The following is a 26,837-nucleotide window of genomic DNA, read 5'->3' on the forward strand; positions in this document are numbered from 1 at the left end:
CTCCATGACATCTCGCCGCGCCCGACGCGGCGCGGCGACCCGGATGCTGTGCCTCGGCCTGGCGGCGGTCCTGTCGCTCGCCGGCTGCTCGATGGTCGCGGGCTGCTCCCTGCTCGCGGGTTCGGTGCACAAGCCGGCCGCGGCGGACGGCCCGGACGACCGGGCGCGCAAGACCCCGCCCGTGGTGATGTTCCTCGGCGACAGCTACACGGTCGGCGACCGCGGCGTCGAGCCGGAGTCGACGTACGCCTCCGCGACCGCGCGGCTGCTCGGCTGGCAGGTCGTCGTCGGCGGGCGGTCCGGCACCGGGTACGTCGCGACGGGCCGCGGCCCGCGCGCCTTCCTCGGCCTGTTCGAGAGCCAGCTCGGCTGGCGCCCCGCGCCCGACATGCTGGTGGTGTCCGGCGGCCACAACGACTGGCGGACCCCCGCACCGCAGGTCGCGGCGGCGGCGCACGTCCTGCTCCAGCGCGCCCGGCAGCGCTGGCCCGGCACCCGCCTGGTGATCCTGGGCCCGCTCTGGGGGACGGGGACGCCGCTGCCCGGCGCGGTCGCCGTCCGGGACGCGCTGAAGAACCTCGCCGGGCAGCTCGGCATCCCGTTCGTCGACCCGATCGGCGAGCAGTGGATCACCGGGGACCTGCTGACCGGCCAGGGCAACGCGCCCCGCCTCATCAAGAGGGACCGCACCCATCCGACGCCGGCGGGCCACCTCTACGTGGCGACCCGCCTGGCGGCGGACCTGAAGCGGCTGGGCCTCGATCACCCCGTCCGCAAGGGCTGAGCCCGGCCCGTCCGGGCCGGGGCCCGGACGGGAGGGCGTCAGCGGGACGCGGGGCGCGCGAGGGTGAGGGAGAAGTCGCCCGCCTCGTCCGTCCAGAACTCGGCGAGCTCCATCCCGGCGGCGCCCAGCTCCGCCTCCAGCCGCTCGCGCCGGAACTTGGCGGAGATCTCGGTGCGCATCTCCTCCCCGTCCTCGAACGAGACCTCCAGGTCGAGGCCGCCGACGCGGACGTCCTGGGCGCGCAGCGACCGCAGCCGCATCTCGATCCACTCCTCGGCCCGGTTCCAGACCGCGACGTGCTCGAACGCCTCCGGGTCGAAGTCGGCGTCCAGTTCCCGGTTGATGACCGACAGGACGTTGCGGTTGAACTCGGCGGTGACGCCCGCCGCGTCGTCGTAGGCGCGCACGAGCCGCTCCTCGTCCTTGACGAGGTCGGCGCCGAGCAGCAGGAAGTCGTCCTCGTCCATGGTGGCGCGCAGGCCGCCGAGGAACCCGATGCGCTCGGCGGGCGGCATGTTGCCGATCGTCCCGCCGAGGAAGGCGACGAGGCGCCGCCCGCCGCCGGGCAGCAGGTGAAGGTGCTGCTCGTAGTCGGCGACGACGGCCCGGACGGCGAGGCCGGGATGGTCGGCGGCGATCCCGGCCGCGGCCTGCTCCAGGAAGTCGCCGCTCACGTCCACCGGCACGTAGGTGCGCAGCGTGCCGGCCAGGGCGTTCAGCAGCAGCCGGGTCTTCTCCCCCGAGCCGGCGCCGAGTTCCAGCAGCGTCCCGGCGCCGGTGGCGGCGGCGACGTCGGACGCCCGGGCGGCGAGGATCTCCCGCTCCCGCCGGGTCGGGTAGTACTCCTCCAGCTTCGTGATCTCCTCGAAGAGCGCGCTGCCGCGCTCGTCGTAGAACCACTTGGGCGGAAGGGTCTTGGGCGTGCCGGAGAGCCCGGCCCGGACGTCCTGGCGGAGCGTCTTGGCGAGATCGTCGGCGGTCAGGAACCGGTCCACGTGGTTCTCCTTCAGAGTCGGGTGATGCGGACGCCGGTGTCGAGATCGGCGGTGACGAGCGAGCGGTCGGGGACGCGGCGCCACGCGGCGTCGCCGTCGAGCGGCTCGGAGGCGATCTGGACCGCGTCCCCGCCCTCGCGGACGAACAGCGAGTCGCCCCAGGTCGTGGCGGCCAGGGACGTCCCGTCCGAGGCGAGCAGGTTGTAGCGGCCGGGGGCCAGCGCCGTGATCGCGGTGACGACCGCGGCGAGGCCCTCGCCGAGCGGGGCGCCCTCCCGCCAGTTCCGGACGGCGAGGGCGAACAGCGGTGCCGAGTCGACCGGGGCGCGGGCGTCGGGGACCTCGGCGATGTCCCCGGCCAGCTCCCGGAGCTTGGACTCGACGCCGCCGTAGCCCTCGATCTTCCCGTTGTGGCTGAACAGCCACGGCCCGGCGCGGAACGGCTGGGCGCACGACTCGTCCACCGGGAACCCGACGGTCGCCGACCGCAGCGCCGCGACCGCGCACGACGCGCGGACGGCCCCGGCGACCTCGCGGAACGACTGGTCGGTCCAGATGGGCTGGGCGCGGCGGAACCGGACGGCCCCGCCGTCCTGGTACCAGCCGACGCCGTACCCGTCGGCGTTGAGGATGGCGCCGTTCGTCATGCGCGGCGCGTACGACTGGACCTCAAGGGAGTGCTCCCCCTCGTAGATGAGGGAGTGCAGCGTGCGCTCGGGGCCCAGGTAGCCGAGATGGCGGCACATTCAGCGCGCCTCCCCTGCCGACGGGGCGGCCGAGCGGGCGCACCGGAACCCGGAGAAGATCTGCCGCCGGATGGGGTAGTCCCAGTTGCGGAACGAACCGCGTATGGCGAGCGGGTGCGTCGCCCAGGAGCCGCCCCTCAGCACCTTGTAGTCGGGTCCGAAGAAGACCTCCGAGTACTCCTTGTAGGGGAACGAGCGGAAGCCGGGGTAGCCGTGGAAGTCCGACGACGTCCACTCCCACACGTCCCCTAGGAGGCGCCTCACCCCGTACGCCGAAGCGCCGGCCGCGTAGGAGCCGGTCTCGGACGGGCGGAGCGCGCGCTGCCCGAGGTTGGCGCGTCCCTCCTCGTAGACGTCGCCCCACGGGTAGCGGCGGGACCGTCCTGCGGCGGGGTCCCAGCGGGCGGCCTTCTCCCACTCGGCCTCGGTCGGCAGCCGCTTCCCGGCCCACCGCGCGTAGGCGTCGGCCTCGTACCAGCACACGTGCTGGACGGGTTCGCCGGGCGGGACGGGTTCGGTCCTCCCGAACCGGCGCCGCATCCACTGCCCGCCCTCCCGCTCCCAGAAGGCGGGAGCGCGCTTGCCGCTGCTGTTGCGCCACTCCCATCCCGCCGGGTCCCACCAGCGCGGGTCGTCGTATCCGCCGGCCTCGATGAAGGCGATGTAGGCCGCGTTGGTGACCGGCTCCACGTCGATGTAGTACGCGGGCAGGTCGACGAGGTGGGCGGGGCGCTCGTTGTCGTACGCCCATGGTTCGTCCGACGTGCCCATCTGGAACGGGCCCGCCTCGATGAGCACCTCGTCTGCGCTCGGCGCCCCTCCGGCGGCGGGGACCTGGAGTGGCTCCGCCTTGGGGTCGAGCAGGGCAGGTGCACCGCGGCGCAGTTGGTGAGTGGCCAGCATGGTCTCGTCGTGCATGTGCTCGTGCTGGACGACCATCCCGTACACGAACCCGCCCGATGTCAGCGGGTCCGGGGTGTCGAAGCGCACCGACGACAGCGAGTCCAGCACCTTGGAGCGGACCGTGCCGATGTAGGACCGCGCCTCCTCCGGCCTCAGGAGCGGCAGCGTCGGCCGCTCCGCCCGCGGATGCTCGAACGCGTCGTACAGGTCGTCGATCTCGGGGCGCATCGCCTCCTGCCCGGCGGCCGCGCGCAGCAGCCACAGCTCCTCGTAGTTGCCGACGTGCGCGAGGTCCCACACGAGCGGCGACATCAGCGGCGACACCTGCGCGGTGAGCTCGTCCTCGGCGAGGACTCCGGTGGTGAGCCCGAAGCTGCGGTCGCGCACCGCGCCGAGCTCGTCTGCGATCAGTTCCTTCAGGGCGGCCTCGTCGGCGGACGGGCCAGGGACGCTCATGTCGGATCCTCCATCGGACGTGTCTGGGAGCCGGCGGCAGGATGCTCGACGGCGGGACTGGCGGCGACAGGCCGGTCGTCGGCACGCCGGTCGTCGGTGAGGCGTTCGGCGGTAGGACTGTCGTGGTCGGGCCGGTCGGCGGCAGGCCGTCCGGCGGCGGGACCGTCGGCGGGACCGTCGTCGGCGGGGCAGCGGCCTTGCAGGACGTACCGGTCGGCGTACTCCTCGACCAGCGGCACGAGCCCGGACGCGCCGAGCCGCGGGAGCGCGTCCAGCGCCGCCGCGAAGCACGCCAGCGCGGCCCTGGCCAGGGCCGGGTCCGCCAGGCCGTGGCAGGCCGCCGACGCCCACCGGTCCGCCACCGGCTCGGCCGCGGCCTCGGCGGCGCGCGAGGCGGCCGGGTCGTCCAGCAGGGCGGTGGCGACGGCGACGGGCACCGGCCAGTACGGGCCGGGCAGCGCGTCGATCATGCGCAGCTCCAGCCAGCCGCGCGGCCGCACCGGCGGGAACAGCGTGGACAGGTGGTAGGCGAGGTCCTCTTCGCCCGGCTCCCCCTTGTCCAGCCACTCCCGGAAGGACATCCCGGGCGCCGACACCCATCGTCCGTCCGGTGTGTGGACGAGCATGACCTGGGCGTCGAGCGCGTACCGCGTCCACGCCTCGGCCGGGTCGCCGTCCGCCCCGTCCCGCAGCACGGGCAGCGTGCGGCACGGGTCGAGCTCGGTCCAGATGGCCTGGCGGGACGAGCGCATCCCGGTAGGGCGGCCGGCCCGCAGCGGCGAGTTGGCGAACGCCGCGACCAGCACCGGTCCGAGCGCGTGCACGAGCCGCCAGCGGCGGGACGCGTCCGGGTCGTCGGCGCCGATGTCCAGGTTCACCTGGACGGACGCGGTCGAGCACATCATCGCCATGCCCGCGTCGCGGAAGCCGCCCGCCCGGAAGTAGTCCCGCATGCACGCGTAGCGCGGATGGTCGGCCTGGAAGCGGGGCCTGCGGACCGGGTCGACGCCGTGCCCGACGAGCGCGAGCCCGTCCGGCGCGATCGCATCCTGCACGTGCGCGATGTCGCGACCGAGCGCGGCGGTCAGGTCGTCCAGGGCCTGGAACGGGGCGGAGCTGAGTTCGAGCTGCCCGCCCGGCTCGTAGGTGACCTTGCTCCCGCCGGCCGGCGGCCCGGCCCCGTCCACGAGCGCGCGCACCCGCTCGGCGGGCACGTGCGCGGCCGGGTCGGCGGCGTCGACGACGATCCACTCGGTCTCCGCGCCGACCGTCCCGGGCGGGCCCGTCTTGAAGCAGACGCCGCGAATGTGCTGGTAGACGTCGTCCACTGTGAGCCGGGTCACCATTGACTCCTCACGTAGTTCGATAACGAGTTCGAATCCTTCCCTGCTGAACCGGATCAGGAATCAGCGCTTTTTCAGGAACTTTCTTAAATCTCCGTGAACGTCACTGTCCGCAGCCCTCACTGCTACCTTCCGTGCTATTCGACGTAACGTCCGATCTCCGGCTTCTCATGGGTTGACCGGAAGCGCTAGAGTCCCCCTGGCCAGCGATATGCACGTTTTGTCGGAAGTGAAACCGGACGGAGACGGGGGCTCACATGGGCGGAGACCTGGGCTCGCTCTATGACGCGCACGCCGACCGCCTGTACGCCTACTGCTGGTCGCTCGTGGGCGACCAGCTCGCGGCGGCGGCCGTGGGCGACACGTTCAGCGCGGCCGTGCACCAGCCGCCGCGCGGCGACAGCGTCCTCTGGCTCTACTCGCTCTCCCGCACGGCGTGCGCCGAGCGCGGCGCCTTCACCGGCGAGGTGGGCGCCGCCGGCGGCCGCGGTCCGCTGTTCGCCGACCCCGACCCGCTGCTGCGCGCCGCCGCGGGCCTGCGCTCCGACCACCGCGAGGTGCTGCTGCTGTGGGCGGGCGAGTGGCTCGAACCGCACGACATCGCCCGCGTCCTCGGCATCGCGCCGGACACCGTGATGCAGCTGCTCAACGCGGCGCGGACGCGGCTGGAGCGCGCCGTCCTCGACATCCTGATGCGCGGCACCGCCGCGCCGCAGTTGGACCTCATCTCCGCGTTCGAGAAGGGGCGTCTGCCTCGGCTGCTCGCCCGGCGGGCCCCCGCGCACGCGCCGGGCTGGCTGCGCGAGCAGGTCCTCGCCGCCTGCGAGGAGGAGGCCACCCGGCCGCTGCCCAGCGTCATCGCGCCCAGCCCGCTCGTCGTCATCGGTCCGGAGCGGGCGGACCGCCCGAAGCACGGGTCGCCCGGCGCGACCCCCAAGGGCCGCGTCTCCCGGGGCCTCGGCGCGGTCGCGGGCGTCGCGGCCTCGGCCGCCGCCGTCATCGGGCTGCTGGTGTCCTGGCCCACGGCCAAGGGCGGCAGCGCCGCCTCGCTCGTCCCGACGTCCAGCAGCGGGCAGACCCACCCGGCGTCCACGACGAGCGGCGGCGTCCCGCAGGACCCGGCGCCCGGCCTGTCCGGCACGAAGCGCGCGGACGGCGGCTCGGGGAACCCGGTGACGAGCGCGTACGGCTCGCCGCCGCAGCAGGCGGGCGGCACCCAGGGCGGCGCGCCGGGCGGCGGCGCGGCGCCGGCCCCGCCCGCGACCTCTCCGTCGAAGGAGCCCGCGCGCGAGAGGCCGCCGGTGTCCGGCGCCCCCTCGAAGCCGGAGAAGCCGTCCACGCCTCCGGACGACTCGACGCCGACCACTCCCCCGGACTCGCCGTCCGACCCGACGACCCCGCCGGACGACGGCTCCACCGACCCGACGACGCCCCCGACCGACCCCCCGTCGGACCCGCCGTCGGACCCGGGCACCCCGAGCCCGAACCCCACCTCCAACCCGGCTCCGCAGCCGAGCAAAGACTGACGGGCGTCAGGCCTGCGCGGCGTCGGCGACCGGGGAAGCGGGCGCCGGAGCCGCGGCGGGCTCGTGGCGGCGTTCCAGGACGAGGAGCAGCCAACCGACGAGTGCGCCGGTGAGCATGGCCACGACGTGGCCGACGGCGGCGACCTCCAGCGTGAGCAGGCCGTCCAGCAGCACGGGCGCGAGCGCGCACCAGCCGGCCAGCGCGAGCAGCCGGCGGACGCGCCCGTGCCCGTACAGGAAGGCCGCGACGAGCGCCGCGCACAGCACGTAGGACGGTCCGACGTCGGGGATCGTGCGGACGGAGTCCGAGAGCAGGCCCGCCTCCAGCCGCACCAGCGCGATGCCCTGGCTGATGAGCGTGCCGAGCACGTGCGAGGCGGCGATGAGGGCGACGGCCCGCAGGTTCCCGAACCGCCGGGTGATGGGGAACAGCCCGATCGCCACCGCGACGAGCAGCACGCCCTGCGCCCCCTCGGCGACGAACGCCGAGGCGACCAGCGTCCCGACCGGGTTGACCGCGAGGTTGGCCAGGTTGGTGCTCGCCCAGGCGATCACCGCCTGCCGCGCGCCCGGCGGCAGGACCAGGGCCTGCACCATCCACACGGCCGCGAACAGCCCGAGGAACGTCACAGGCATCGGATAGGACCTGAGGATCCGGCCGAGCCTCGCGAAACCCATCACACCGGCAGCCTAATCCGGGACCTACGCCGCCACGGCGCCTTCGACCGGAGAGGCGCCGCGCCGCACCAGGAGCGCGGCGACGATCGCGGCGAGCGCGACGGCGCCCGCCACGGTCAGGGACGTCTGGAAGCCGTCCATGAACGCGAGGTGGCTCCCGGTCGTGATGGCGTCCGCCGCCTCCTTCGACGTGCCGGGCGGCACGGGCGCCACGCCCTGGGACACGAGCCCGCCCTGCCCTTCCAGCTGGCGCGCCGCCGCTCCGGGCAGGCCCGCGTCGGTGAGCCGCCCGAACAGCACGTCCCCCACCCTGGTCGAGAGCAGCACACCCAGCACCGACGTGCCGAGGACGCCGCCGACCTGCGCGGCGGTCTGCTGGAGTCCGCCCGCGACGCCCGCGAGGTGGGCGGGCGCGTTGCCGACGATGGCCTCGGTCCCGGCCACGATGACCATCCCGAACGCCAGGCCGACCAGCACGAACCACGGCCACAGCTGCACGTACGGGGCGTCCACCCCGATGCGCGACAGGCCGAACATCGCGGCCGCGGTGAACGCCATCCCGAGGACGAGGGGCACCCGCGGCCCGAACCGGCTGGTCAGCGCGCCCGCCACCGGGGACGCGACGATGAACACGCCGGTCATCGGCAGCATCCGCACGCCCGCGTCCACCGGGCTCATGCCGTGCACCTGCTGCAGGTACAGGGTGATGAAGAAGATCGTCCCGAACATCCCGAAGAAGCCGAGGACGATGAGGCCGGTCGCCGCCGACAGCGACACCGACCGGAACAGCCCGAGGGGCAGCAGCGGGCGCTCGACCCTCAGCTCGTTCCAGACGAACGCGGCGAACAGCACGACGGACGCGGCGAACGACACGAGCGGCACCGCGTCGCCGAACCCGTTCTCGCCGGCCTTGATGAGCCCCCAGACCAGGGCGAACAGGGCGCCGCTGAGCATCGCGACACCCGGCAGGTCGAACGAGCCGGCGGCCTCCTCGTCCCGCGACTCGCGGATCACCCACAGGCCGACGAGCAGCGCGACCAGCCCGAGCGGGGCGTTCAGGAAGAACACCGACTCCCAGTTGACGTTCTCCACCAGCAGGCCCGCGACGATCGGGCCGCCCGCGATGGAGATGCCGACCGTGGACCCCCAGATGCCGATCGCGGCGTTGAGCCGTTCGGCCGGGAACGTGTTGCGCAGGATGGCGAGGCTCGCGGGCTGCAGGAGCGCTCCGGCGAAGCCCTGCACGACCCGCCAGAAGATCACCATGCCGAGCCCGCCCGAGAGCCCGATCAGCAGCGACGACACGGCGAACCCGATGACGCCCGCCAGGAACGTGCGCTTGCGGCCGAACCGGTCGGCGATCTTCCCGGCGGGGATCAGCGTGACGGCGAGCGCCAGCAGGTAGGCGTTGGTGACCCACTGCAGGCCGGACAGGCTCGCGCCGAGGTCCTTGGCGATCGCGGGGTTGGCGATGGACACGACGGTCGCGTCCAGCCCGACCATCATCACGCCCAGCGCGACCGCGACGAGGGTGAGCCAGGGATGGCCGTGGCCCGCTCTCGCGGGACGGCCGCGCGCCTGGTCGCGCGGCGTTATGGGGACGGCGCCCGGTTCGAGGATCTCGGCGCCCTGGGATTGAGTCATCATCGACCTCCGGCTTGGCAGGGTTCCAAAATTGTCATGGCATGACACTTGTCGTCAACTGCCCTTGGTCTCGACACGACATGTTTCACATCACGACAGGCAACGGTCGACGGGGGATCGCCGGGCGATTACAATGCGCGCATGACCGCGACCGCCCCCGAGACCGGCACACCCGGCCCCGGTTCCCAGCCCCCGGGCAGGCGCGAACGCAAGAAGCAGCGCACCCGAGAGGCGCTCGTCGACGCGGCGTTCACCCTCTTCGCCGAGAAGGGGTTCGACGCCACCACCGTCGAGGAGATCGCCGACGCCGTCGACGTCTCGTCCCGCACGTTCTTCCGCTACTTCGCCTCGAAGGAGGACGTCGCCCTCACCTTCCAGGAGGAGCAGACCCGCGCCGTCCTGGCCGCGCTCGGCGAACGCCCGCCGGACGAGCCGATCATGACCGCGCTGCGGCACACCGTGGTGGAGATCGCGCGCGCCTGCGAGGCCGGCGAGCTCGGGTTCGAGCCGGGCCGCTTCGAGTGCATGCTGACGATGATGAGCGACAGCCCGACGCTCATGGCCGGCAGCCTGGAGCACGCACAGCGCAAGCAGGCGCTGCTCACCGAGGTCATCGCCGAGCGGATGGGCCTCGATCCCGCCACGGATCTGCGCCCGCACGTCGTCGCCGCCGCCACCACCTGCGCCTTCCAGGCCTCCGCCGACGCCGTCAGCCGCCTCGGCGGGACGTTCACCACGCTGTCGGAGACCGTCGACCAGGCCTTCGCCATCCTCGAAGGCGGCCTGAACGACCCCGTCCCGCCCGCCGACCGAACCGGTCCGGACGGCGACTGACCCGCTCGCCCCGGCGACGGAACCGCCCCGGACGGCGTCTGCCCGTCCGGGCCGGGCGGCACTGCCGCGTGCCCGACGGCATCTGATCCTCCCACCCGGCGGCCGGCCTTCGGGGATGGCGTCCGGTCCCTCCTGCGCCGTGGGATCCCCTTGCCGACCTGCGAGGACGCGGTCGCGCCGGGTGTGCGGGGCGGTGCCGGGGGTACTTCCGTGCGAACCGGGGGACGGCCCGTCCCCGCACGGAGGAGGAGGGCGACATGGAGGGCGACAGGGCTCCGAAGGACCCGCTCCGCCCCGGGCGCGGCGGCCGCGACCTGGAGGTCAACCCCATCTTCAGCCGGGAGCCGATGACGATCCCGCGGTACCGGCTGCCCGCGCGGGAGATGGAGCCGTCCACCGCCTACCAGGTGGTCCACGACGAGCTGATGCTGGACGGCAACGCCCGCCTGAACCTGGCGACGTTCGTGTCCACGTGGGCCGAGCCGGAGGCGCGGGTGCTGATGGCCGAGTGCGCCGAGAAGAACATGATCGACAAGGACGAGTACCCGCGCACCGCGGAACTGGAGATGCGGTGCGTGCGGATGCTCGCCCAGCTCTGGCGCGCCGAGCACCCGCACAAGGCGGTGGGCTGCTCCACCACCGGGTCGAGCGAGGCCGCGATGCTCGGCGGGCTCGCGCTCAAGCGCCGCTGGCAGCGGCGGCGGCGGGCCGCGGGCGAGCCGGCCGACCGGCCCAACCTCGTCATGGGCGTCAACGTGCAGATCTGCTGGGAGAAGTTCGCGAACTACTTCGAGGTCGAGCCCCGGTACGTGCCGATGGAGGGCGACCGCTACCACCTCGGCGCGTCCGAGGCCGTGGAGCTGTGCGACGAGAACACGATCGGCGTCGTCGCCGTCCTCGGGTCCACGTTCGACGGGAGCTACGAGCCCGTCGCCGACATCGCGTCGGCGCTCGACGACCTGCAGGCGCGCGGCGGGCCGGACGTCCCGATCCACGTGGACGGCGCGTCCGGCGCGATGATCGCGCCGTTCCTCGACCCGGACCTGCTCTGGGACTTCCGGCTGCCCCGGGTCGCCTCCATCAACACCTCCGGCCACAAGTACGGGCTGGTCATGCCCGGCGTGGGCTGGGCGCTGTGGCGGGACGAGGAGGCCCTGCCGGACGACCTCGTCTTCCACGTCAACTACCTCGGCGGCGACATGCCGACGTTCGCGCTGAACTTCTCGCGCCCCGGCGCGCAGGTCGTCGCCCAGTACTACAACTTCCTGCGGCTCGGCTTCGACGGGTACCGCCGCGTCCAGCAGACGTGCCGGGACGTCGCCACCCGGCTGGCCACCGAGATCGACGGAACCTACCCGTACTACACGCTCACCGGCGGCGGCGACCTGCCGGTCTTCGCGTTCCGGGTGAGGGACGACTTCGACGGCTTCACCGTCTACGACGTCTCCGCCGCGCTGCGGGAGTCCGGCTGGCTCGTGCCCGCCTACAGCTTCCCCGAGAACCGCACCGACCTCGACGTCCTGCGCGTCGTGGTGCGCAACGGGTTCGGGCACGACCTCGCCGACCTGTTCCTCGAGGACCTCCGCCGCACCACGCTCCGGCTCCGCTCCCAGAAGCAGCCGCACCGCGACCCGCAGCAGGCCGGCGGCTTCGCGCACGGCGCCGAGCCCAAGAAGGTCCGGGCCAGGAAGGTCTGACGGGCGGCCGGGGCAGGCGGCCGAACCGCCGTCAGACCCAGCTGACTCCCTGGCGCGGCATCAGCGGGGCGCCCGGGGCAGGCCGAGACCGATCATCGCGATCAGCTCGCGCTGGATCTCGTTGACGCCGCCGCCGAAGGTCAGCACGAGCGCGCCCTTCGCGAGCCGGTCGACGGACGCCGTGAAGTCCGCCGTCTCCGGGTCGCCCGGGTCTCCGTAGCGGGCGAGGACGTCCCCGACGATCCGGCCGACCTCCATCATCCGCTCCGAGGAGTAGATCTTGGTGGCGGACGCGTCGCCCGCGCCGAGCCAGCCGAGGTCCTGGTTCGCCGCGACCTGCCAGTTGAGGAGCTCGTTGGCGCGCAGGTACGCGTAGACCTGCGCGACCGCGCGCCGCACGGCGGGCTCCTCGATCAGCGGGCGGCCGTCGCGTCCGGGGGTCGTGCGGGCCCAGCGCGCGAACCGGACGTGGACGTGCCCGATGTTCCCGGCCGGACCGAGCGTGACCCGCTCGTGGTTGAGCTGGTTGACGATGAGGTCCCAGCCCTTGTTCTCCTCGCCGATCAGCATGTCGGCCGGGACGCGGACGTCCTGGAAGTACGTCGAGTTCGTGTGGTGCGCGCCGTCCATCGTGATGATCGGCGTCCAGGAGAAGCCGGGGTCCTCGCAGTCCACGATGAGCATCGAGATGCCCTTGTGCTTCTTGGCCTCCGGGTCGGTGCGGGCCGCGAGCCACACGTAGTCGGCGTGGTGGGCGCCGGAGGTGAAGATCTTCTGGCCGTTGACGACGTAGTGGTCGCCGTCCCGGACGGCGGTGGTGCGCAGCGCGGCGAGGTCGGTGCCGGCGCCCGGCTCGCTGTAGCCGATCGCGAAGTGGCACTCGCCCGCGAGGATGCGCGGGATGAAGTACTCCTTGTGCGCGTCCGACCCGTACTGCAGGATCGTCGGCGCCACCGAGTTCAGCGTGATCAGCGGGTAGGTGACCTCGGCACGGGCGATCTCGGTGGCGAAGATCGTCTGCTCGACCGGCCCGTAGCCCCGGCCGCCGTACTCCTTCGGGAGCGCGACGCCGAGCATGCCGTCGCGGCCGAGGCGCCGGCAGTGCTCCAGGTAGGGCGGGCCGAACGGGTCGGCGCGGACGGCGGCGCGCTGCTCCGGCGTCAGGCAGTTCTCGAAGTACTCCCGCAGCTCGGCGCGCAGCCGCTTCTGCTCGTCGGTCAGGTCGATGAACATTCAGGCCTCCTGAGCGATGAGGGCGCCGAGCGCGTCGAGCCGGTCCTCGCCGCCGCCGAGCAGATGCCCGCAGTGCTTGCCCCAGGCGAAGTACCGGTGCAGCGGATAGGTGATGTCCAGGCCGATGCCGCCGTGCAGGTGCTGGCAGGTGTAGAGCGCCTTCACCACGGGGTCGCACGCGTTGTAGGCCGCGATGGTGAGGACCTCCTCGGCGTCGTCCGCGCCCTGCGCGAGGCGCCACACGCCCGCCCAGACGGCCACGTCCAGCGCGCGCTTGGCGATGTAGACGTCCGCGATCTGCATCGTGACCGCCTGGAACTGCGCGAGCGCCCGGCCGAACTGCTCGCGCGTCTTGGTGTACTCCTTGGTCAGCTCCAGCGCGCCGTCGATGACGCCGGACGCGACGGCGACCGCGCCCGCGACGGCCGAGCGGCGCAGGGTGTCCCAGGCGGCGCCGTCCGCCGTCCCGCCGAGCAGGGCGTCCGCGCCGACCCGGACCCCGTCCAGGGCGATCCGCGACAGCGGCTCGCTCGTGGCCGACGGCTGCTCGGTGATCGACACGGCGGCGGGCTCCACGAGGAACACCCCGATGCCGCCGCCCTCGACGCGGGCCGGGACCAGGATGAGGGACGCCTCCCGCGCGTACGGGACGAACGTCTTCACTCCGTCGAGCACGTAGCCGCCGCCGTCCTCGCGGGCCGTCGTGGCGACCTCCCCGACCGGGCCGACCTCGCGGTACGCGCCCGTCAGCACCGCCGCGCCCTCGGTGAGCGGGGCGAGCAGGGCGCGCTGCTCCGCCGTGCCGTGCGCCCCGATCGGGACGGCCGCCAGTGCGAGCGAGGCGTACGCCGGGACGGGCGCGACGCGAGCGCCGACCTCCCGCAGGACGACCGCCAGCTCGACCTGCCCCAGCCCGGCGCCGCCGGCGTCCTCGGGCAGGACGATGCCGAGCAGCCCCGCCTGCGCGAGCGCCTTCCACGTCACGTCGTCATAGGGCGCGCCGCTCTTCTCGAACGCCTCCAGCCGCTCCTGCGCGGCCTCCCGCGCGAGCACGTCCGCCGCGAGGCCCTTGATCTCTTGCTGGGTCTCGTCGAGGTTGAAGTCCACTCATCCGCTCCCTTCCAGCAGGTGCAGCCGGCCGCGGCGCTCGAACTCGGCCCGCAGCGCCGCCGCGTCCGGCGCGGTCAGCGGGCGGTAGTCGAGGTCGCGGCCGGGCCGCCACCACACCGGGTCGTCGGTGCGCCAGGCGTCCCGGGCCAGCCGGCGCTTGAGGATCTTGTTGGACGCGGTCGCGGGCAGCTCCCGCGCCACCCGGACGTAGCGCGGGATCCATTTCGGGCTCAGGTCGGCGCGCCCGCGCACGTAGTCCGCGAACGCGCCGGGGTCGAAGGCGTCGGCGGCGACGGCGAGCATCACCTGGTCGCCGGACGCCGCGTCCGGTACCCCGTACACCGCCAGCTGCCGGACGCCGGGCAGCTCCGCCAGGACGCGCTCCACCTGGACGGCGCCGAAGTTCTCGCCGTCCACGCGGAGCCGGTCGCCGGTGCGCCCGGCGAAGAAGACGTAGCCGTCCGCGTCGGCGTAGGCGAGGTCGCCGCTCCAGAACATGCCGTCGCGGAGCCGGTCGGGGGCGTCCTCCTTGTAGTACCCGTCGAACAGGCCGAGGTCGCCGGTGTTGACCAGCTCCCCCACGGCCTCGTCGCCGTTCAGCAGGCGTCCGGCCTCGTCGAACACCCCTGCCGGGCACGGCCGCCCGGTCGCCGGGTCGAGGATCGCGACGCCTTCGGCCAGCTTCCCGAGCGCGCCCTGCGGGCCGAGCGGGTCGGGCGAAAGCGCGATCGCGGTCTCCGTCGAGCCGTAGCCGTCGATGACGAAACACCCGAATCGCTCACCGAAGGCCTTCTGCTCCACCGCCGCCGCCTCGTTCCCGAAGGCGAATTGCACCGGATTGTCGGCGTCGTCGTCCTTGGCGGGCGTGGCCAGCACGTACGAGAGGGCCTTGCCGACGTAGTGCAGGTAGGTGCAGCCGCGGGCGCGCACGTCCGGCAGGACGGCCGACGCCGAGAACCGGGCGCGCAGCACCAGTTCGGCGCCTGCGGCCAGCGCGGGCGCGTACGCCGCCATGACCGCGCCCGAGTGGAACAGCGGCATCGGGCAGTAGACGACCGACTCCGGGGACAGCATGCGCTCGGCGAGCATCTCGCCCGGAACGACCACCTTCCGGTGGGTGACGCGGACGGCGCGCGGGCGCCCCGACGTCCCGGAGGTGAAGATCAGCATGAGCAGTGTGCCGGGCCCGATCTCCGACGCGTCGGGCGGCGGGGAGCCCTCGAACGGCGCGACCAGTTCGGCGAGAGCGTCCACGTCCACGACGGGGAGCCCGAGCGCGGCGGCCTTCTCGGCGTACCGGGGCTGGCTGACGACGAGGTCGCAGTCGGCGCGCTCGGCGTCGCCCTCGAGTTCGGCGGCGCTCCGCGTCGGGTTCAGCGCCACCACCACCGCGCCGGACAGCGCCGCGCCGCCGAGGAGGAACACCACCTCGGGATGGTTGTCGAGGAGCACCCCGACATGGACCGGACGTTCGGGACGCGCCTGGCCGCTCAGCCAGGCGGCGCGGGACGCGCACTCCTCGACGACCTCCCGCCACGTCCAGGTACGGCCGTCGTCGGCGGAGCGCAGCCCGGGGCGGTCGTCGTCCGCCCGCGCCTCCAGCAGCGCCGCGACGCTCACCGGCCCACCTCCCTGGTCCGTCCCACGGCGAAAAAGTAGAACAGATTCTACTAAGTGTCCAGAGGGCCGATCTCCCTCGTCCGCAACCCGGTTCCCCTGGGTGTCATGGGCGACCGGCCGGGTATGGGCGGCCGAGACGAGATCGCGATGGGCTGATCAGATAACAGGTTCTCGCAAGAGCGGTACGCTTGGGGGGACCGTCGGGCGGCCGAGCCCGCACAGAAGGGAAGGCGACCGTGACCGCAGAGCCGACAGTGGCCGGGGACCAGACCCGGGGTCAGCCGGGCGGCCAGGGCGTGCGCTCCCGCAGCCAGCACCAGCGGCGCAAGCGTATCGTCCAGGCGGCCGCGGCGCTCGCCTCGCGCGGCGGCATCGAGGCGATGCAGATGCGCACCGTCTCCGAGCGCGCCGGCGTCGCCCTCGGCACCCTCTACCGCTACTTCCCGTCCAAGATGGACCTGGTCGTCGCCGTCGTCAGCGAGGAGATCGACCTCCTCGAAGGCAGCATCGAGCGCCGCCCGCCCCGCGCGGGCGCCGCCCCGGACCGCGCCGTCGAGGTGCTGATGCGCGCCACCCGCGGCCTGATGCGCGAGCCGGAGCTGGCCGAGGCGCTGATCCGCTCCCTCCTGCTGTCCGACGTCAAGACCGACTTCGGCGACCGCATGAGCGAGCTGCTGCTGCGCGCCGCGTCCGGCCCGCCGGAGGACATCCCCGCCGAGGACCCCCGCCGCCTCGCGGCCCGCGCCCTGTCCGGCATCTGGACCATGGAGATGATCGAGATGCTGCGCGGCAACGCCACCGCCGAGGAGATCCAGGCCCGCCTGGAGATCACCGCCTCCCGCCTCCTCATCGACTGACCGCGCCCGCCCCGAGCCGGACGCGAACGGAGAGTCACCTCCCCAACGCATTCCCACGTGGCGCCCATGCCTTCCCCATTAGCCTTGGATCCGACAGGACCCAGGACGAGCAAGGGGTGCCAGTGACCGAGCAGGAACCGATCCTCAGCGACGGGGTCATCATCGAGTTCATCGATGGCAAGGACGTCCCCGTCCAGCACAAGGACTTCGGTGAGCGGGCCGTCGTCATGCGCGACGCCAAGAACCCCGAGGGCCCGATCCTCTACTTCACCGAGGCCGAGTGGGACGCCTTCATCGCCGGCGTCAAGGACGGCGAGTTCGACGACCTCCTGGAAGACCCCACCGAAGCCTCCTGAACAAGAAAACGCCCCCCGGCGACCACCGGGGGGCGTTCTCGTCGATCGCGAAGCCGCCTCAGCCGAGCAGGTCGTCGACGCTCTCAGCCGTGGCGGCGCGAACCAGCCACTGGTCCAACTGCTCCTGGTCAGTACAGGCCAGGATCTGCTCCCGAACCTCGTCCGACACCGACAGCCCCCGCGCGTCGAGGACCATCAGCACCGACTTGGCCTCGCCTTCGGCGTACGCACGCCGGAACGGCTCGCTCTTGTACTTGTATCCGGCGACTCCGGTGTTCACGTACTCCTCCAAGATCTTCTGGGCGGCTTTCGAGAGCACGTCTGTTACCAGGTCAGTGTACAGACGCCCCTTTTCCTCATCCTCGTTCGAGATGGTGGCGAGGGCTGCGTGTGTGATCTCCAGGGACCCCCTGTCGGACGGGATGATGTTGGCCAGTGCGGCCAAGATGGTCATCTCAGGCATTTGCGCGGCCTGGTCGGGGGTGGTGACGAGAGGCCCCAGGCCGGGGCCGATCACGTACGGGGTGAGGTCAAAGCCCGGGTGGCCGATCTGGATCGACTCCCGCGCCCATTCCGCCACCGATCGGCTGGGGCAGATGACGAGGAGATAGCACGGACACATGAGCTTGGCATGCAGGGAGGTCAGGTAGAGCGGCCAACTGCCCTGCTTGTCGGGATCTTTGGCGAGCTGGGTCTCGGCGACGACGCCGATGGTGGGCTTGGTCGACCCGCCTTCGCATATCTCCACGACGTTGTCGGCGACGTAGGCGGCGGGGGTCAGCTGGGTACAGGCCTCGCTCGTCGACCGGATGGTGGACGCGTCCGAAACCTCGATTCCGAAGGCGATTTTGAGTAATTGGGCCACGACTTCCGGGTTGTCCCGGATGATCTGGATGGGCCCTTCGTGTTTGGTGGTGACCATGTGCGGAAAGTTACTTGACCGATACGGTTAGATACCGTGACTATCCAATAACTATAAGTGTGGCGTGCATCACAGTGCATTATTGGCGAGTTTGGGTGCTCCAGGCGGTTATCAGGGCCTGTTCCGCTTTGGGGGTTAGGGCGCCCCAGAGGCGGAGGCGGGCTATGCCGCCGTCGGGGTAGATGTCCAGGCGGACCCTTGATACCTCTTCCGTTTTCAGGCGGAAGCGGTGGCGGGTGTCGGGTTGTAGGCGGGTGCGCGGGAGGATGGTGGTTCGTTCGCCGGTGTTTGTGGTGGCCGTTAGTTGGGCCTCGGCGGGTGCGTTGAATTTGAGGTTTGTAGTGTCGATTTCGGCTAGGGCGATCGTGCCGGGGGCGGCGAGGGCTATCTCGGCCCAGTCGTTGCCGTCGTCGCGGCGGCGGGACGTCTCCCAGCCTTCGGCCTGGGTGCGGGCCAGGCCGGGGAACAGCATGTTGTCGGGGGACGAGTAGAAGCGGTCGGAGCAGTCGAGGACGCGCGCGCCGTTCTCCAGGGCGGCCAGGTCCACCGTCAGGCCGCTCAGGAAGGCCGGGTTGGGGACGACCCTGCCGTGGACGCGGAGCCGCGCGATGCCGCCGTCCGGGAACATGTTGAGGCGGACGTGGGTGAAGACGCGGTCCGGCTCGGTGGTCGGGATAGCGTGCGCGGTGTCGCCTTTGAGGTGGGTTCTCGGGACGATCTCCACCCAGTCGGCGGCTTCGAGTTCCGACGGGCTGGGGTAGCCGGACGCGAAGCAGGCCTCTACCGAGGCGTGCGGGGGGTAGTTGCCCTTGAACCACGCCGTGTCGATGACGACGCCCTGGATCTGGCCCGGGAGGCCCAGGCGGATCAGGGCCCAGTCGTGGCCGAGGGTTCGGCGTCGGGCGGTCTCCCAGCCGTCGTAGAGCTGGCCCTTCGGGCCGAAGGTCTCCGGCCGGAAGGCGGGCTTCCACGGGTTGAGCAGGTTCTCCTTCTCGGCGAAGGACTCGTCGCTGGCGGCGATGACCGATCCGCCGAGCGTGCGGACGGCGAGGTCCGGCAGGGAGGTGAAGTCGGTCACCGGGGCTCCGATCGGGTGAGCAGGCGTCCGGTGGGGGTGTCGGCGATGCGTACGCCCCGCAGCCATGTGGCCCGGACGACTCCCGTCAGCGTCCTGCCCTCGTAGGGGGTGACGGGGTGGCGGTGGTGGAGGGACGCGGGGTCGACGCTGAACGTCTCCTCGGGGGCGAAGGCGACGAGGTCGGCGTCGTTTCCGGGGACGATGCCGCCCTTGCCGGGGACGGCGGCGAGCGCGGCGGGGGCCTGTGACATCCAGCGGACGACCGAGGCCAGGTCGTGGCCGCGGGCGCGGGCGGCCGTCCAGACGGCGGGCAGTCCGAGTTGCAGGGACGAGATGCCGCCCCACGCGGTGGCGAAGTCGCCGCGTTTCAGGTCGGGGGTGCAGGGCGAGTGGTCGGTGACGACGCAGGAGATCACGCCGGAGGCGAGACCCTGCCAGAGCCGGTCGCGGTTGGCCGCGTCGCGGATGGGCGGGCAGCATTTGAACGCGGCGGTCCCGGCGTCGCCGTCGCAGAGGGTCAGGTAGTGCGGGCAGGTCTCGGCGGTCACCGGCAGGCCGCCGGCCTGGGCCTTCGCGAGGACGTCCAGGCAGTCGGCCGCGGAGAGGTGCAGGATGTGGGCGCGCACCCCGGTCTCCTCCGCCAACTGGACGACCCGCTCGACGGCGCGGCGCTCGGCGGACGGCGGGCGGGAGGCCAGGAACGCGGCGTAGTCGCCGCCGGACGGCGGGGCCAGGGATGCCGGGTCCTCGGCGTGCACGATGACCAGGCCGCCGAACGAGGCGATCTCGCGGAACGCCGTCTTCATCTCGTCGGGCGCGAGAGGCGGGAACTCCGGGACGCCCGAGTCGGAGGTGAAGCACTTGAACCCGAAGACGCCGAGGTCGTGCAGCGGGCGGAGCGCGGACGCGTTGCCGGGGACCGCGCCGCCCCAGAAGCCGACGTCCACGGCGCACGCGCCCTCGGCGGCGGCGCGCTTGGCCGCGAGCGCGGCCGGGTCGACGGTCGGGGGCAGCGAGTTGAGCGGCATGTCGATGAGCGTGGTCACGCCGCCCGCCGCGGCGGCGCGGGTCGCGGTGGCGAAGCCCTCCCATTCGGTGCGGCCCGGCTCGTTGACGTGGACGTGGGTGTCGACGAGTCCGGGCAGCAGCGCGACGTCGCCGAGGTCCACCGAGGCGGGGGTCTCGTAGGGCAGGATCGCGGCGATGCGGCCGTCGCGGACCGAGACGGCCGCCGGCCGCTCGCCCTCGGGCAGAACGGTCCGGGGGGAACGGATCACGAGGTCGGCCGGTGTCACGGGCCGGCCACGATGTGCTCCGGGCGGACGGGGACCCGGGTCAGCGCCCGGCCCGTCGCGTCCCGGATCGCCGCGACGACGGCGGGCGTGGACGACAGCGTCGGCGGCTCCCCCGCGCCGCGCAGCCCGTAGGGGGCCTCCGGGTCGGGGTTCTCCAGGATCTCCAGCCGCATCGGCGGCATGTCGAGGATGGTGGGGATCAGGTAGTCGGTGAAGGACGGGTTGCGGATGAGGCCGCCGGTCACGACGATCTCCTCCATCAGCGCGAGGCCGAGGCCCTGCGCGGTCCCGCCGTGGATCTGGCCCTCCACCCCGGTGCGGTTGATGATCTTGCCGACGTCCTGGACGGCGGCCAGCTCGACGACCTTGACCAGGCCGAGGTCCACGTCCACGTCGACGACGGCCCGGTGCACGCAGAGCGCGAGCTGGGTGTGGGTGCGACCCTGCCCGGTGACGGGGTCCATCGGGGTCGTGCGCCGGTGGTGGTACTCGCGGGTCTCCTCGATGGCGGCGTCCCCGAGGACGTCCTCGATCGTGCCGAGCGCCCCGTCCGCCCGCGACATGATCTTCCCGCCGACCAGGGCCAGGTCGGTGCGGCCGAAGCGGCGCGCGGCGCGCGCGAGCAGCTCGGCGCGGACCGCTTCGCAGGCCGTCTTGACCGCCCCGCCCGTCATGTACGACTGGCGGGACGCGCTGGAGGACCCGGCGTCGCCGACCCGGTTGTCCGCCGGGGCGATCGTGACCCGCTGGACGCCGAGCTCCGTCCGCGCGATCTGCTCCTGGACGGTGACGAGGCCCTGCCCGACCTCGGCGGCCGCGGTGTGCACGAGCGCGGTCGCCTCCCCGCCGATGACCTCCAGCCGGACGCGGGCCGTGGACAGGTCGTCGAAGCCCTCGGAGAAGCAGATGTTCTTGAGCCCGACGCCGTAGCCGACGCCCCGCACGACGCCCTCGCCGTGGGTCGTCTGGGACACCCCGCCCGGCAGGTTGCGCAGGTCGGGCCGGTCGGGTCCGGGAGGCATCGGCATGGCCTCCAGCCGGGTGAGCATCTCGGCGAGCGGCGCGGGCGACTCGATGACCTGCCCGGTCGCGAGCCTCGACCCCTGCGAGACGGCGTTGCGGCGGCGGATCTCCAGCGGGTCGAGGCCGCAGGCGGCGGCGAGCCTGTCCATCATCGACTCGTAGGCGAAGCACGCCTGGACGGCGCCGAACCCGCGCATCGCGCCGCACGGCGGGTTGTTGGTGTAGACGCCGTAGCCGTCGATCCGGATGTTGGGGATCTCGTAGGGCCCGACGCCCAGCGAGGCGGCGTTCCCGACGACGTTCATCGTGGACGAGGTGTACGCGCCGCCGTCCAGGACGATCTCGACGTCCGCGTAGAGGAGCCTGCCGTCGCGCGCGGCGCCGAACTCGTACCGCATCTGCGCGGGATGCCGGTGGACGTGCCCGAAGAACGACTCGTACCGGTTGTAGGACATCTTGACGGGCCTGCCGGTGTGCAGCGCCAGCATCGCGGCGTGGATCTGCATCGACAGGTCCTCGCGCCCGCCGAACGCGCCGCCGACTCCGGCGAGCGTCATGTGGATCTGGTCCTCGCGCAGCGCGAGGCAGGGCGCGATCTGCTTGAGGTCGTTGTGGATCCACTGGGTGGAGACGTGCAGGTCGACGCCGCCGTCCTCGGCCGGGATCGCGAGGCCGGACTCCGGCCCTAGGAACGCCTGGTCCTGGATGCCGACCTCGTACTCGCCCGACACCACGACCGCCGCCTCGGCCTTGGCGGCGTCCACGTCCCCGACCCGGACCGGCTGGTGGCGGGTGATGCCGCCGCGGTCCTGGACCCTGAGCCCCTCCGGGTCGGCGATGACGGCGCGCGGGTCGGTGACCGGCTCCAGCACCTCGTAGTCGACGGCGATCCGGTCCATCGCGCGCCGCGCCGTCTCGGGGTGGTCGGCGGCGACCAGCGCGACCGGCTCGCCCTGGTGCCGGACCTGGTCGATCGCGAGGACGGGCTGGTCGTCGGTGTGGTCGATGCCGAACGTCTTGCGGCCGGGCACGTCCTCATGGGTGAGGACGGCGCGGACGCCGGGCATCGCGAGCGCGGGCCCGATGTCGAGCGACCGGATCCTGGCCCGGGGGTGCGGGCTGCGGAGCGTCGCGCCCCACAGCATCCCCTCCATCCACAGGTCGGACGCGTAGGCGAACTCTCCGGCGACCTTGAGCGTGCCGTCGGGGCGCAGCGGGCTCTCCCCGACCCCGCCGGTGCCCGGAGCGGCCGCGGGGGCGGGGCTCTTGGTAGGGGACGTCATTCAGAGCACCTCCTCCGCGAGCCGCATCAGGCGGCGGTGGGCGTCCGCGCCGCGCCGCCCGGCCTCGTCCTGCGGGACGGTGGCGAGCGTGTCGCCGGCCACGACGGTGCGCCCGCCGACGAGCAGGCGCTCCAGCGGCGGCACCGGCCCGAACGCCAGCGCGACGACGGGGTCGTCGACCGCCGCCTGGAAGCCGTCGACCCGCCACAGCGCGACGTCGGCGAGCATGCCCGGCGCGAGGGAGCCGATCTCGTCCTCGCGGCCGAGGCAGCGGGCGCCGCCGAGGGTCGCGATCTCCAGGGCCTGCCGGGCGGACAGCGCGGTCGGCCCGTACCGGGCGCGCTGCATGTAGATCGCCTGCCGGAGCTCCCCGGCCAGCGGGACGAGCTCCGCCGACGCCGCCCCGTCCACGCCGAGCCCGACCGCCGCGCCCGCCTCCAGCAGGTGCGACACGCGGGCGATCCCGGCGCCGAGGCGGGCGTTGGAGCTCGGGCAGTGCGCGGTGCCGGTGCGGGTCTCGGCGAGCCGCTTGACGTCGGTGTCGTGCAGGTGGACGCAGTGCGCGAGCCACACGTCGGGGCCCAGCCAGCCGATCGAGTCCATGTACTCGGTCGGCGTCATGCCGAACTGCTCCCGGGTGTGCTCCTCCTCGTCGAGCGTCTCGGCGAGGTGGGTGTGCAGCCGCACGCCCTTGCCGCGCGCCAGGCGGGCCGACTCGACCAGCAGGTCCCGCGTGACGGAGAACGGCGAGCAGGGCGCGACGGCGACGCGCAGCATGGAGCCGGGCGAGGGGTCGTGGTAGCGGTCGATCGCGGCCTCGGTCTCGGCGAGGATCGTGTCGAGGTCCTCGACGACCTCGTCCGGGGGCAGCCCGCCCTGCGACTCGCCCCGGTCCATCGACCCCCGGGCCGGGTGGAACCGCAGGCCGATCTCCCGGGCGGCCTCGATCTCGGCCGCGAACAGGTCGCCGCGCCCCTTGGGGAACAGGTAGTGGTGGTCGGTGGACGTCGTGCAGCCCGACTTGGCGAGCCACGCGAGCCCGGCCGTGGCGGCGCCGGCGACGACCTCGGCGTCCATCTTCGACCACGGCTTGTAGAGGGTCGTCAGCCACTCGAACAGGGTGCCGTCGACGGCCATGCCCTGGCTGGCCCACTGGTAGAGGTGGTGGTGGGAGTTGACCAGGCCGGGGGTGGCGAGGCAGCCCGTCCCGTCGATCCGCTCGGTCTCGCCCGCGCCCGCCTCCGGGGCGGGGCCGGGGCCGACGGCCGTGATCCGGTCGCCGTCGACGACGATGTGGCCGTCCGGGTACTCCTCCCCGGACACGGTGGCGACGTGCGCGTTCTCGATGACGACGCGTCTCATCGGGCACCCGCCCTGCGCTCGGCCGCGAGGCGCACCGCGTCGAGGATCTTCTCGTAGCCGGTGCAGCGGCACAGGTTCCCCGCCAGCGCCTCGCGGATCTCCGCGTCCGACGGCGCCGGGTTCCGCTCGACGAGGTCGTGCGTCTGGACGATCAGGCCGGGCGTGCAGAACCCGCACTGGACGGCGCCCGCCTCGACGAACGCCTCCTGGACGGGGTCGAGCCGCTCCTCGCCCGGCGGCCCCTGCGCCAGCCCCTCCACGGTGACGACCTCGCGGCCCTCGGCCTGGCCCGCCGCGACCAGGCAGGCGCACACCGGCACGCCGTCCAGGTAGACGGTGCACGAGCCGCATTCGCCCTGCTCGCAGGCGTTCTTGGAGCCGGGCAGGCCCATCCGCTCGCGGAGCATGTAGAGCAGGCTCTCGCCCTCCCAGACGTCGTCCACGGCCTCGGCCGAGCCGTTGACGGTCAGGTTCACGCGCATCACGATGCCGCCTTTCCCGCGGTCCCCGTCCGGTAGTCGTCCCACGCCCAGGCGAGCGTCCGGCGCGCCAGCACCGCCAGGGCGTGCCTGCGGTAGTCGCCGGTCCCGCGGACGTCGTCGATCGGCGACGCCGCGTCCCGCACCAGCTCGCCGAACCGCCGCGCCGCCGACTCGGCTAGCGGGCCCCGCCCGTCCCAGTCCAGCTCGGCGGAGATGAACGCCTCGGCCTCCGCGGCGCGGCGCGGCGTCGGGGCGGCCGAGCCGAGGCCCGTCCCGGCGCGGCGCTCCGCGGGGTGCAGCGCGATCGCGAACGAGCAGACCGCGATCACCATCGCGTTCCGGGTGCCGATCTTGGAGAAGTACTGCGGGCCGGACGCGGGCGGCGTCCAGAACGCGCGGATCAGCTCGTCCGGCGCGAGCGCGTTGCGCTTCACGCCGGTGAAGAACTCCGCGACCGGGATCATCCGGACGCCGCGCTCGGCCGACTCGGCCTCGACGACCGCGTCCCCGGCCAGCAGCGGCGGGTGGCCGTCCCCGGCGGGCGACGCCGCGCCGAGGTTGCCGCCGACGGTGCCGCGGTTACGGATCTGCGGCGACCCGACCGTCCGGGACGCCTGGGCGAGGCCGGGCAGCCGCCCGCCCAGCTCGGTGATCAGCCGCGCGTAGGGCACGCCGGCGCCGACGCGGAGCCGGCCGTCCGCCTCGTCCCATTCGGCGAGGTCGCGGATCCGGGTCAGGTCGAGCAGCGCCTCGGGCCGCCGCGCGTCGAAGTTGATCTCGACCATCACGTCGGTGCCGCCCTGGACGGGCAGCGCGCCCGGCCGCACGGCCTTGGCGGCGAGCGCGTCCTCCCAGGTCACCGGTCGCAGGAAGTCCATATCTCAGTATTCCTCCATGGGCGGGACCCCTTCGCGGGACCTCACTCGAAGGCCGCCGGGGCGTCCGGCGCGTCGTCGGTGAGCACCGTGCCCTCGATGAGCCCGTACGGGCGGTCCGCCGCGAAGTAGACCTCGTTGTCGTTGTCCATGCCGAACGGCTCCAGGTCGACCAGGAAGTGGTGCTTGTTCGGAAGCGCCAGCCTGACCTCGCAGATCTCCGGGCGCTCGGCCAGGACGCGGCGTCCCATCTGGTAGAGCGTCTGCTGGAGCGACAGGCTGTGCGTCTCGGCGAACGCGTGCAGGAGGCCGTCGCGGGCGGCGGCGTAGGAGTCGTCCCAGGCGCCGGTCGTGCTCCGGTGCCGCCACCGGGCGGTCACCGCCGTGGCGAGGATCCGGTCGTCGGTGGGTTCGAGCGTCGTGTACTCGTCCCGGGCGAAGCCGTGGAACTCGCTGCCGGTGGAGTTGAGGACGACCAGGTCGGTGAGGCCGGAGACGACCGACTCGCCCCCGTCGCCGCAGTGGACCAGCGCCGTGCGCACCTCGCCGCCGTCCCGGACGAACGAGTGCCCGCCGGTGATGCGCCGCCAGCCGTACTCGCGGATCTCCACCCGGGCATGGGTGATCGCCGGCTGCGAGCCGGTGAAGTGCCGCGCGAGCAGCAGCCCGAAGTCCTCGATCGCGCCGATGCCGTGCTTGCGGGCGAACGCGAACACGGTGTTCTTCTGCGTGTCGGTGGGCAGCACGGCCGCGTTGTCGCCGGTCAGGTGCACCTCGTCCATCGCGCCGGAGAGGGCCACGCTGACGTTCAGGTCCTTGATCCGGTGGGCGCCGCCGTCCCGCGTCACGCGGACGACGCGCGTCTCCGCCTTGCCGTAGCGGTTGGGCCCGAGAACGATCGCCACTAGCTCCCCCGGTAGGTCGAGTACGCGAACGGGCTGATCAGCAGCGGGACGTGGTAGTGCCGTCCCGGGTCGTCGATCGTGAACGCGACCGTCACCTCGGGGTAGAAGTCCGACAGCCCCTCGGTGGCGAACGTCAGCCGGTGCACCCCCTCGCCGGGCTCGGCGCCCCACTCCCGGACGCGGCCGTCGGCGTCGGTGCGGGCCTCGGCGACCGGCGTCCAGCCGCCGCCCGGGTCGCGCCGGTCCAGCCGGACGGCCACGCCTGCGGCGGGCAGCCCCTTCGCCGCGTCCAGTACGTGCGTGGACAGGCTCACGCGTCCTCCTCCACCAGCTTGGCCAGCCGCAGGTCGACGATCTCCGCCAGCTCGCGGCGGACGACGTCCCGCTCCGCCTCGGGGTCGTTGCCGAGCCGCTCCCGCAGCGCACCGAGCATCTCCAGGGCGGAGCGCCCGGCCGCGCGGATCAGGAACACGTGGCCGAAGCGCTCCTCGTAGGCCCGGTTTCCCGCGGTGAGGGCGTCCTGAACATCGGCCGCCGCGCCCGTGGCCCCCGCCTGCTCGCCTCTCGACCAGCGGGCCTCCCGCGAGCCGCCGCCCGCCCGGTCCCCGATGCGCGGATGGGCCGCGAGCGCCTCCTCGACGTCCGGCCAGTCCAGCTCGTCAAGCGCCCGCCGCGACGCCGCGCGCAGCGCGGCGAGATCGGCGTAGGACCGCCCGGCGACCGCGGCGACCCACCGCCGGGACGCGCAGCACGCCGCCAGCTCCTCCGCACTCGGTTCCACCACGCTTGCAGTAGACAAGGTCCCCCCGACCCCGGTCGAGAGACAGGAC

At 73.1% G+C, this 26,837-nt stretch carries 25 protein-coding genes; 6 read left to right on the forward strand and 19 right to left on the reverse strand.

Annotated features, from left to right (window positions below):
• Window positions 1-4 precede the first annotated feature (4 nt).
• A complete protein-coding gene (locus K4S16_RS38935; protein WP_235037369.1) occupies window positions 5-784 on the forward strand; it encodes an SGNH/GDSL hydrolase family protein in 780 nt (259 codons plus the stop codon).
• Window positions 785-822: 38 nt separating this feature from the next.
• Here K4S16_RS38935 and egtD read toward each other — a convergent pair whose 3' ends face one another.
• Genes egtD through egtA form a run of 4 tightly spaced genes read right to left on the reverse strand, consistent with a single transcriptional unit; the run spans window position 823 to window position 5,230 of the window.
• Window positions 823-1,779 (reverse strand): L-histidine N(alpha)-methyltransferase, encoded by a 957-nt coding sequence (gene egtD, locus K4S16_RS38940; protein ID WP_149264112.1) that lies wholly within the window; start codon window positions 1,777-1,779, stop codon window positions 823-825.
• Between the two features lie 11 nt (window positions 1,780-1,790).
• A complete protein-coding gene (gene egtC / locus K4S16_RS38945) occupies window positions 1,791-2,525 on the reverse strand; it encodes an ergothioneine biosynthesis protein EgtC (protein ID WP_149264113.1) in 735 nt (244 codons plus the stop codon).
• On the reverse strand, window positions 2,526-3,884 hold the full coding sequence (egtB, locus tag K4S16_RS38950) for an ergothioneine biosynthesis protein EgtB (RefSeq protein ID WP_149264114.1): 1,359 nt from the start codon (window positions 3,882-3,884) through the stop codon (window positions 2,526-2,528).
• The gene (gene egtA / locus K4S16_RS38955) at window positions 3,881-5,230 is read right to left on the reverse strand and encodes an ergothioneine biosynthesis glutamate--cysteine ligase EgtA (RefSeq protein WP_375708366.1); all 1,350 of its coding nucleotides are present in this window, start codon (window positions 5,228-5,230) and stop codon (window positions 3,881-3,883) included. The genes egtB and egtA overlap by 4 nt, the downstream gene beginning before the upstream one ends.
• 254 nt (window positions 5,231-5,484) lie before the next feature.
• Between egtA and K4S16_RS38960 the strand changes: the two genes are divergently transcribed.
• Window positions 5,485-6,753, forward strand: coding sequence for an RNA polymerase sigma factor (locus tag K4S16_RS38960; RefSeq protein WP_149264116.1), 1,269 nt, complete (start codon window positions 5,485-5,487; stop codon window positions 6,751-6,753).
• A gap of 6 nt (window positions 6,754-6,759) precedes the next feature.
• On the opposite strand, the gene K4S16_RS38965 is transcribed toward K4S16_RS38960, so the two are convergent.
• Both K4S16_RS38965 and K4S16_RS38970 read right to left on the reverse strand, forming a co-directional pair.
• Window positions 6,760-7,431, reverse strand: a complete 672-nt coding sequence (locus K4S16_RS38965; protein WP_149264117.1) for a rhomboid-like protein — start codon at window positions 7,429-7,431, stop codon at window positions 6,760-6,762.
• Window positions 7,432-7,455: 24 nt separating this feature from the next.
• Complete coding sequence (locus K4S16_RS38970; protein WP_149264211.1) at window positions 7,456-9,075, reverse strand: MFS transporter; 1,620 nt, start codon at window positions 9,073-9,075, stop codon at window positions 7,456-7,458.
• Window positions 9,076-9,216: 141 nt separating this feature from the next.
• Between K4S16_RS38970 and K4S16_RS38975 the strand changes: the two genes are divergently transcribed.
• Together K4S16_RS38975 and K4S16_RS38980 are read left to right on the forward strand one after the other, a co-directional pair.
• Window positions 9,217-9,909 (forward strand): TetR family transcriptional regulator, encoded by a 693-nt coding sequence (locus tag K4S16_RS38975; RefSeq protein WP_149264118.1) that lies wholly within the window; start codon window positions 9,217-9,219, stop codon window positions 9,907-9,909.
• A gap of 257 nt (window positions 9,910-10,166) precedes the next feature.
• Entirely contained in the window at window positions 10,167-11,606 is a 1,440-nt protein-coding gene (locus K4S16_RS38980) for a glutamate decarboxylase (protein ID WP_149264119.1), read from the forward strand.
• Between the two features lie 60 nt (window positions 11,607-11,666).
• Here K4S16_RS38980 and K4S16_RS38985 read toward each other — a convergent pair whose 3' ends face one another.
• From K4S16_RS38985 to K4S16_RS38995, 3 genes are read right to left on the reverse strand one after another with little or no spacing between them, the layout of a single operon-like run.
• Window positions 11,667-12,839, reverse strand: coding sequence for an acyl-CoA dehydrogenase family protein (locus K4S16_RS38985; RefSeq protein WP_149264120.1), 1,173 nt, complete (start codon window positions 12,837-12,839; stop codon window positions 11,667-11,669).
• Entirely contained in the window at window positions 12,840-13,946 is a 1,107-nt protein-coding gene (locus tag K4S16_RS38990) for an acyl-CoA dehydrogenase family protein (RefSeq protein WP_149264121.1), read from the reverse strand. It lies immediately after the preceding gene.
• Window positions 13,947-15,569 (reverse strand): AMP-binding protein, encoded by a 1,623-nt coding sequence (locus tag K4S16_RS38995; RefSeq protein WP_149264122.1) that lies wholly within the window; start codon window positions 15,567-15,569, stop codon window positions 13,947-13,949. It abuts the gene before it with no gap.
• Between the two features lie 236 nt (window positions 15,570-15,805).
• Here K4S16_RS38995 and K4S16_RS39000 point away from each other — a divergent pair, with 236 nt between their 5' ends.
• The gene (locus K4S16_RS39000; RefSeq protein ID WP_149264123.1) at window positions 15,806-16,426 is read left to right on the forward strand and encodes a TetR family transcriptional regulator; all 621 of its coding nucleotides are present in this window, start codon (window positions 15,806-15,808) and stop codon (window positions 16,424-16,426) included.
• 122 nt (window positions 16,427-16,548) lie between these two features.
• Entirely contained in the window at window positions 16,549-16,782 is a 234-nt protein-coding gene (locus K4S16_RS39005; protein WP_149264124.1) for a DUF397 domain-containing protein, read from the forward strand.
• 58 nt (window positions 16,783-16,840) lie between these two features.
• On the opposite strand, the gene K4S16_RS39010 is transcribed toward K4S16_RS39005, so the two are convergent.
• The 10 genes from K4S16_RS39010 to uraD all read right to left on the reverse strand — a co-directional run bounded on the left by K4S16_RS39010 (window position 16,841) and on the right by uraD (window position 26,791).
• On the reverse strand, window positions 16,841-17,704 hold the full coding sequence (locus K4S16_RS39010) for a hypothetical protein (RefSeq protein WP_149264125.1): 864 nt from the start codon (window positions 17,702-17,704) through the stop codon (window positions 16,841-16,843).
• A gap of 79 nt (window positions 17,705-17,783) precedes the next feature.
• Entirely contained in the window at window positions 17,784-18,782 is a 999-nt protein-coding gene (gene alc / locus K4S16_RS39015; RefSeq protein ID WP_235037370.1) for an allantoicase, read from the reverse strand.
• Window positions 18,779-20,077, reverse strand: a complete 1,299-nt coding sequence (allB, locus tag K4S16_RS39020) for an allantoinase AllB (RefSeq protein WP_149264127.1) — start codon at window positions 20,075-20,077, stop codon at window positions 18,779-18,781. Before allB ends, alc begins: the two co-directional genes overlap by 4 nt.
• Window positions 20,074-22,383, reverse strand: a complete 2,310-nt coding sequence (pucD, locus tag K4S16_RS39025; RefSeq protein ID WP_200842373.1) for a xanthine dehydrogenase subunit D — start codon at window positions 22,381-22,383, stop codon at window positions 20,074-20,076. Before pucD ends, allB begins: the two co-directional genes overlap by 4 nt.
• On the reverse strand, window positions 22,384-23,745 hold the full coding sequence (locus K4S16_RS39030) for an 8-oxoguanine deaminase (protein ID WP_149264128.1): 1,362 nt from the start codon (window positions 23,743-23,745) through the stop codon (window positions 22,384-22,386).
• The gene (locus K4S16_RS39035; RefSeq protein WP_149264213.1) at window positions 23,742-24,227 is read right to left on the reverse strand and encodes a (2Fe-2S)-binding protein; all 486 of its coding nucleotides are present in this window, start codon (window positions 24,225-24,227) and stop codon (window positions 23,742-23,744) included. The genes K4S16_RS39030 and K4S16_RS39035 overlap by 4 nt, the downstream gene beginning before the upstream one ends.
• Window positions 24,227-25,105, reverse strand: a complete 879-nt coding sequence (locus K4S16_RS39040) for a xanthine dehydrogenase family protein subunit M (protein ID WP_149264129.1) — start codon at window positions 25,103-25,105, stop codon at window positions 24,227-24,229. The genes K4S16_RS39035 and K4S16_RS39040 overlap by 1 nt, the downstream gene beginning before the upstream one ends.
• Before the next feature lie 41 nt (window positions 25,106-25,146).
• Window positions 25,147-26,007, reverse strand: a complete 861-nt coding sequence (pucL, locus tag K4S16_RS39045; RefSeq protein WP_149264130.1) for a factor-independent urate hydroxylase — start codon at window positions 26,005-26,007, stop codon at window positions 25,147-25,149.
• Window positions 26,007-26,321, reverse strand: coding sequence for a hydroxyisourate hydrolase (gene uraH, locus K4S16_RS39050; protein ID WP_149264131.1), 315 nt, complete (start codon window positions 26,319-26,321; stop codon window positions 26,007-26,009). The genes pucL and uraH overlap by 1 nt, the downstream gene beginning before the upstream one ends.
• Complete coding sequence (gene uraD, locus K4S16_RS39055) at window positions 26,318-26,791, reverse strand: 2-oxo-4-hydroxy-4-carboxy-5-ureidoimidazoline decarboxylase (protein WP_235037371.1); 474 nt, start codon at window positions 26,789-26,791, stop codon at window positions 26,318-26,320. Before uraD ends, uraH begins: the two co-directional genes overlap by 4 nt.
• Between the last annotated feature and the right edge of the window lie 46 nt (window positions 26,792-26,837).

It is taken from the genome of Actinomadura sp. K4S16, from assembly GCF_008327685.1.
In the GTDB taxonomy this organism is placed as follows: domain Bacteria; phylum Actinomycetota; class Actinomycetes; order Streptosporangiales; family Streptosporangiaceae; genus Spirillospora.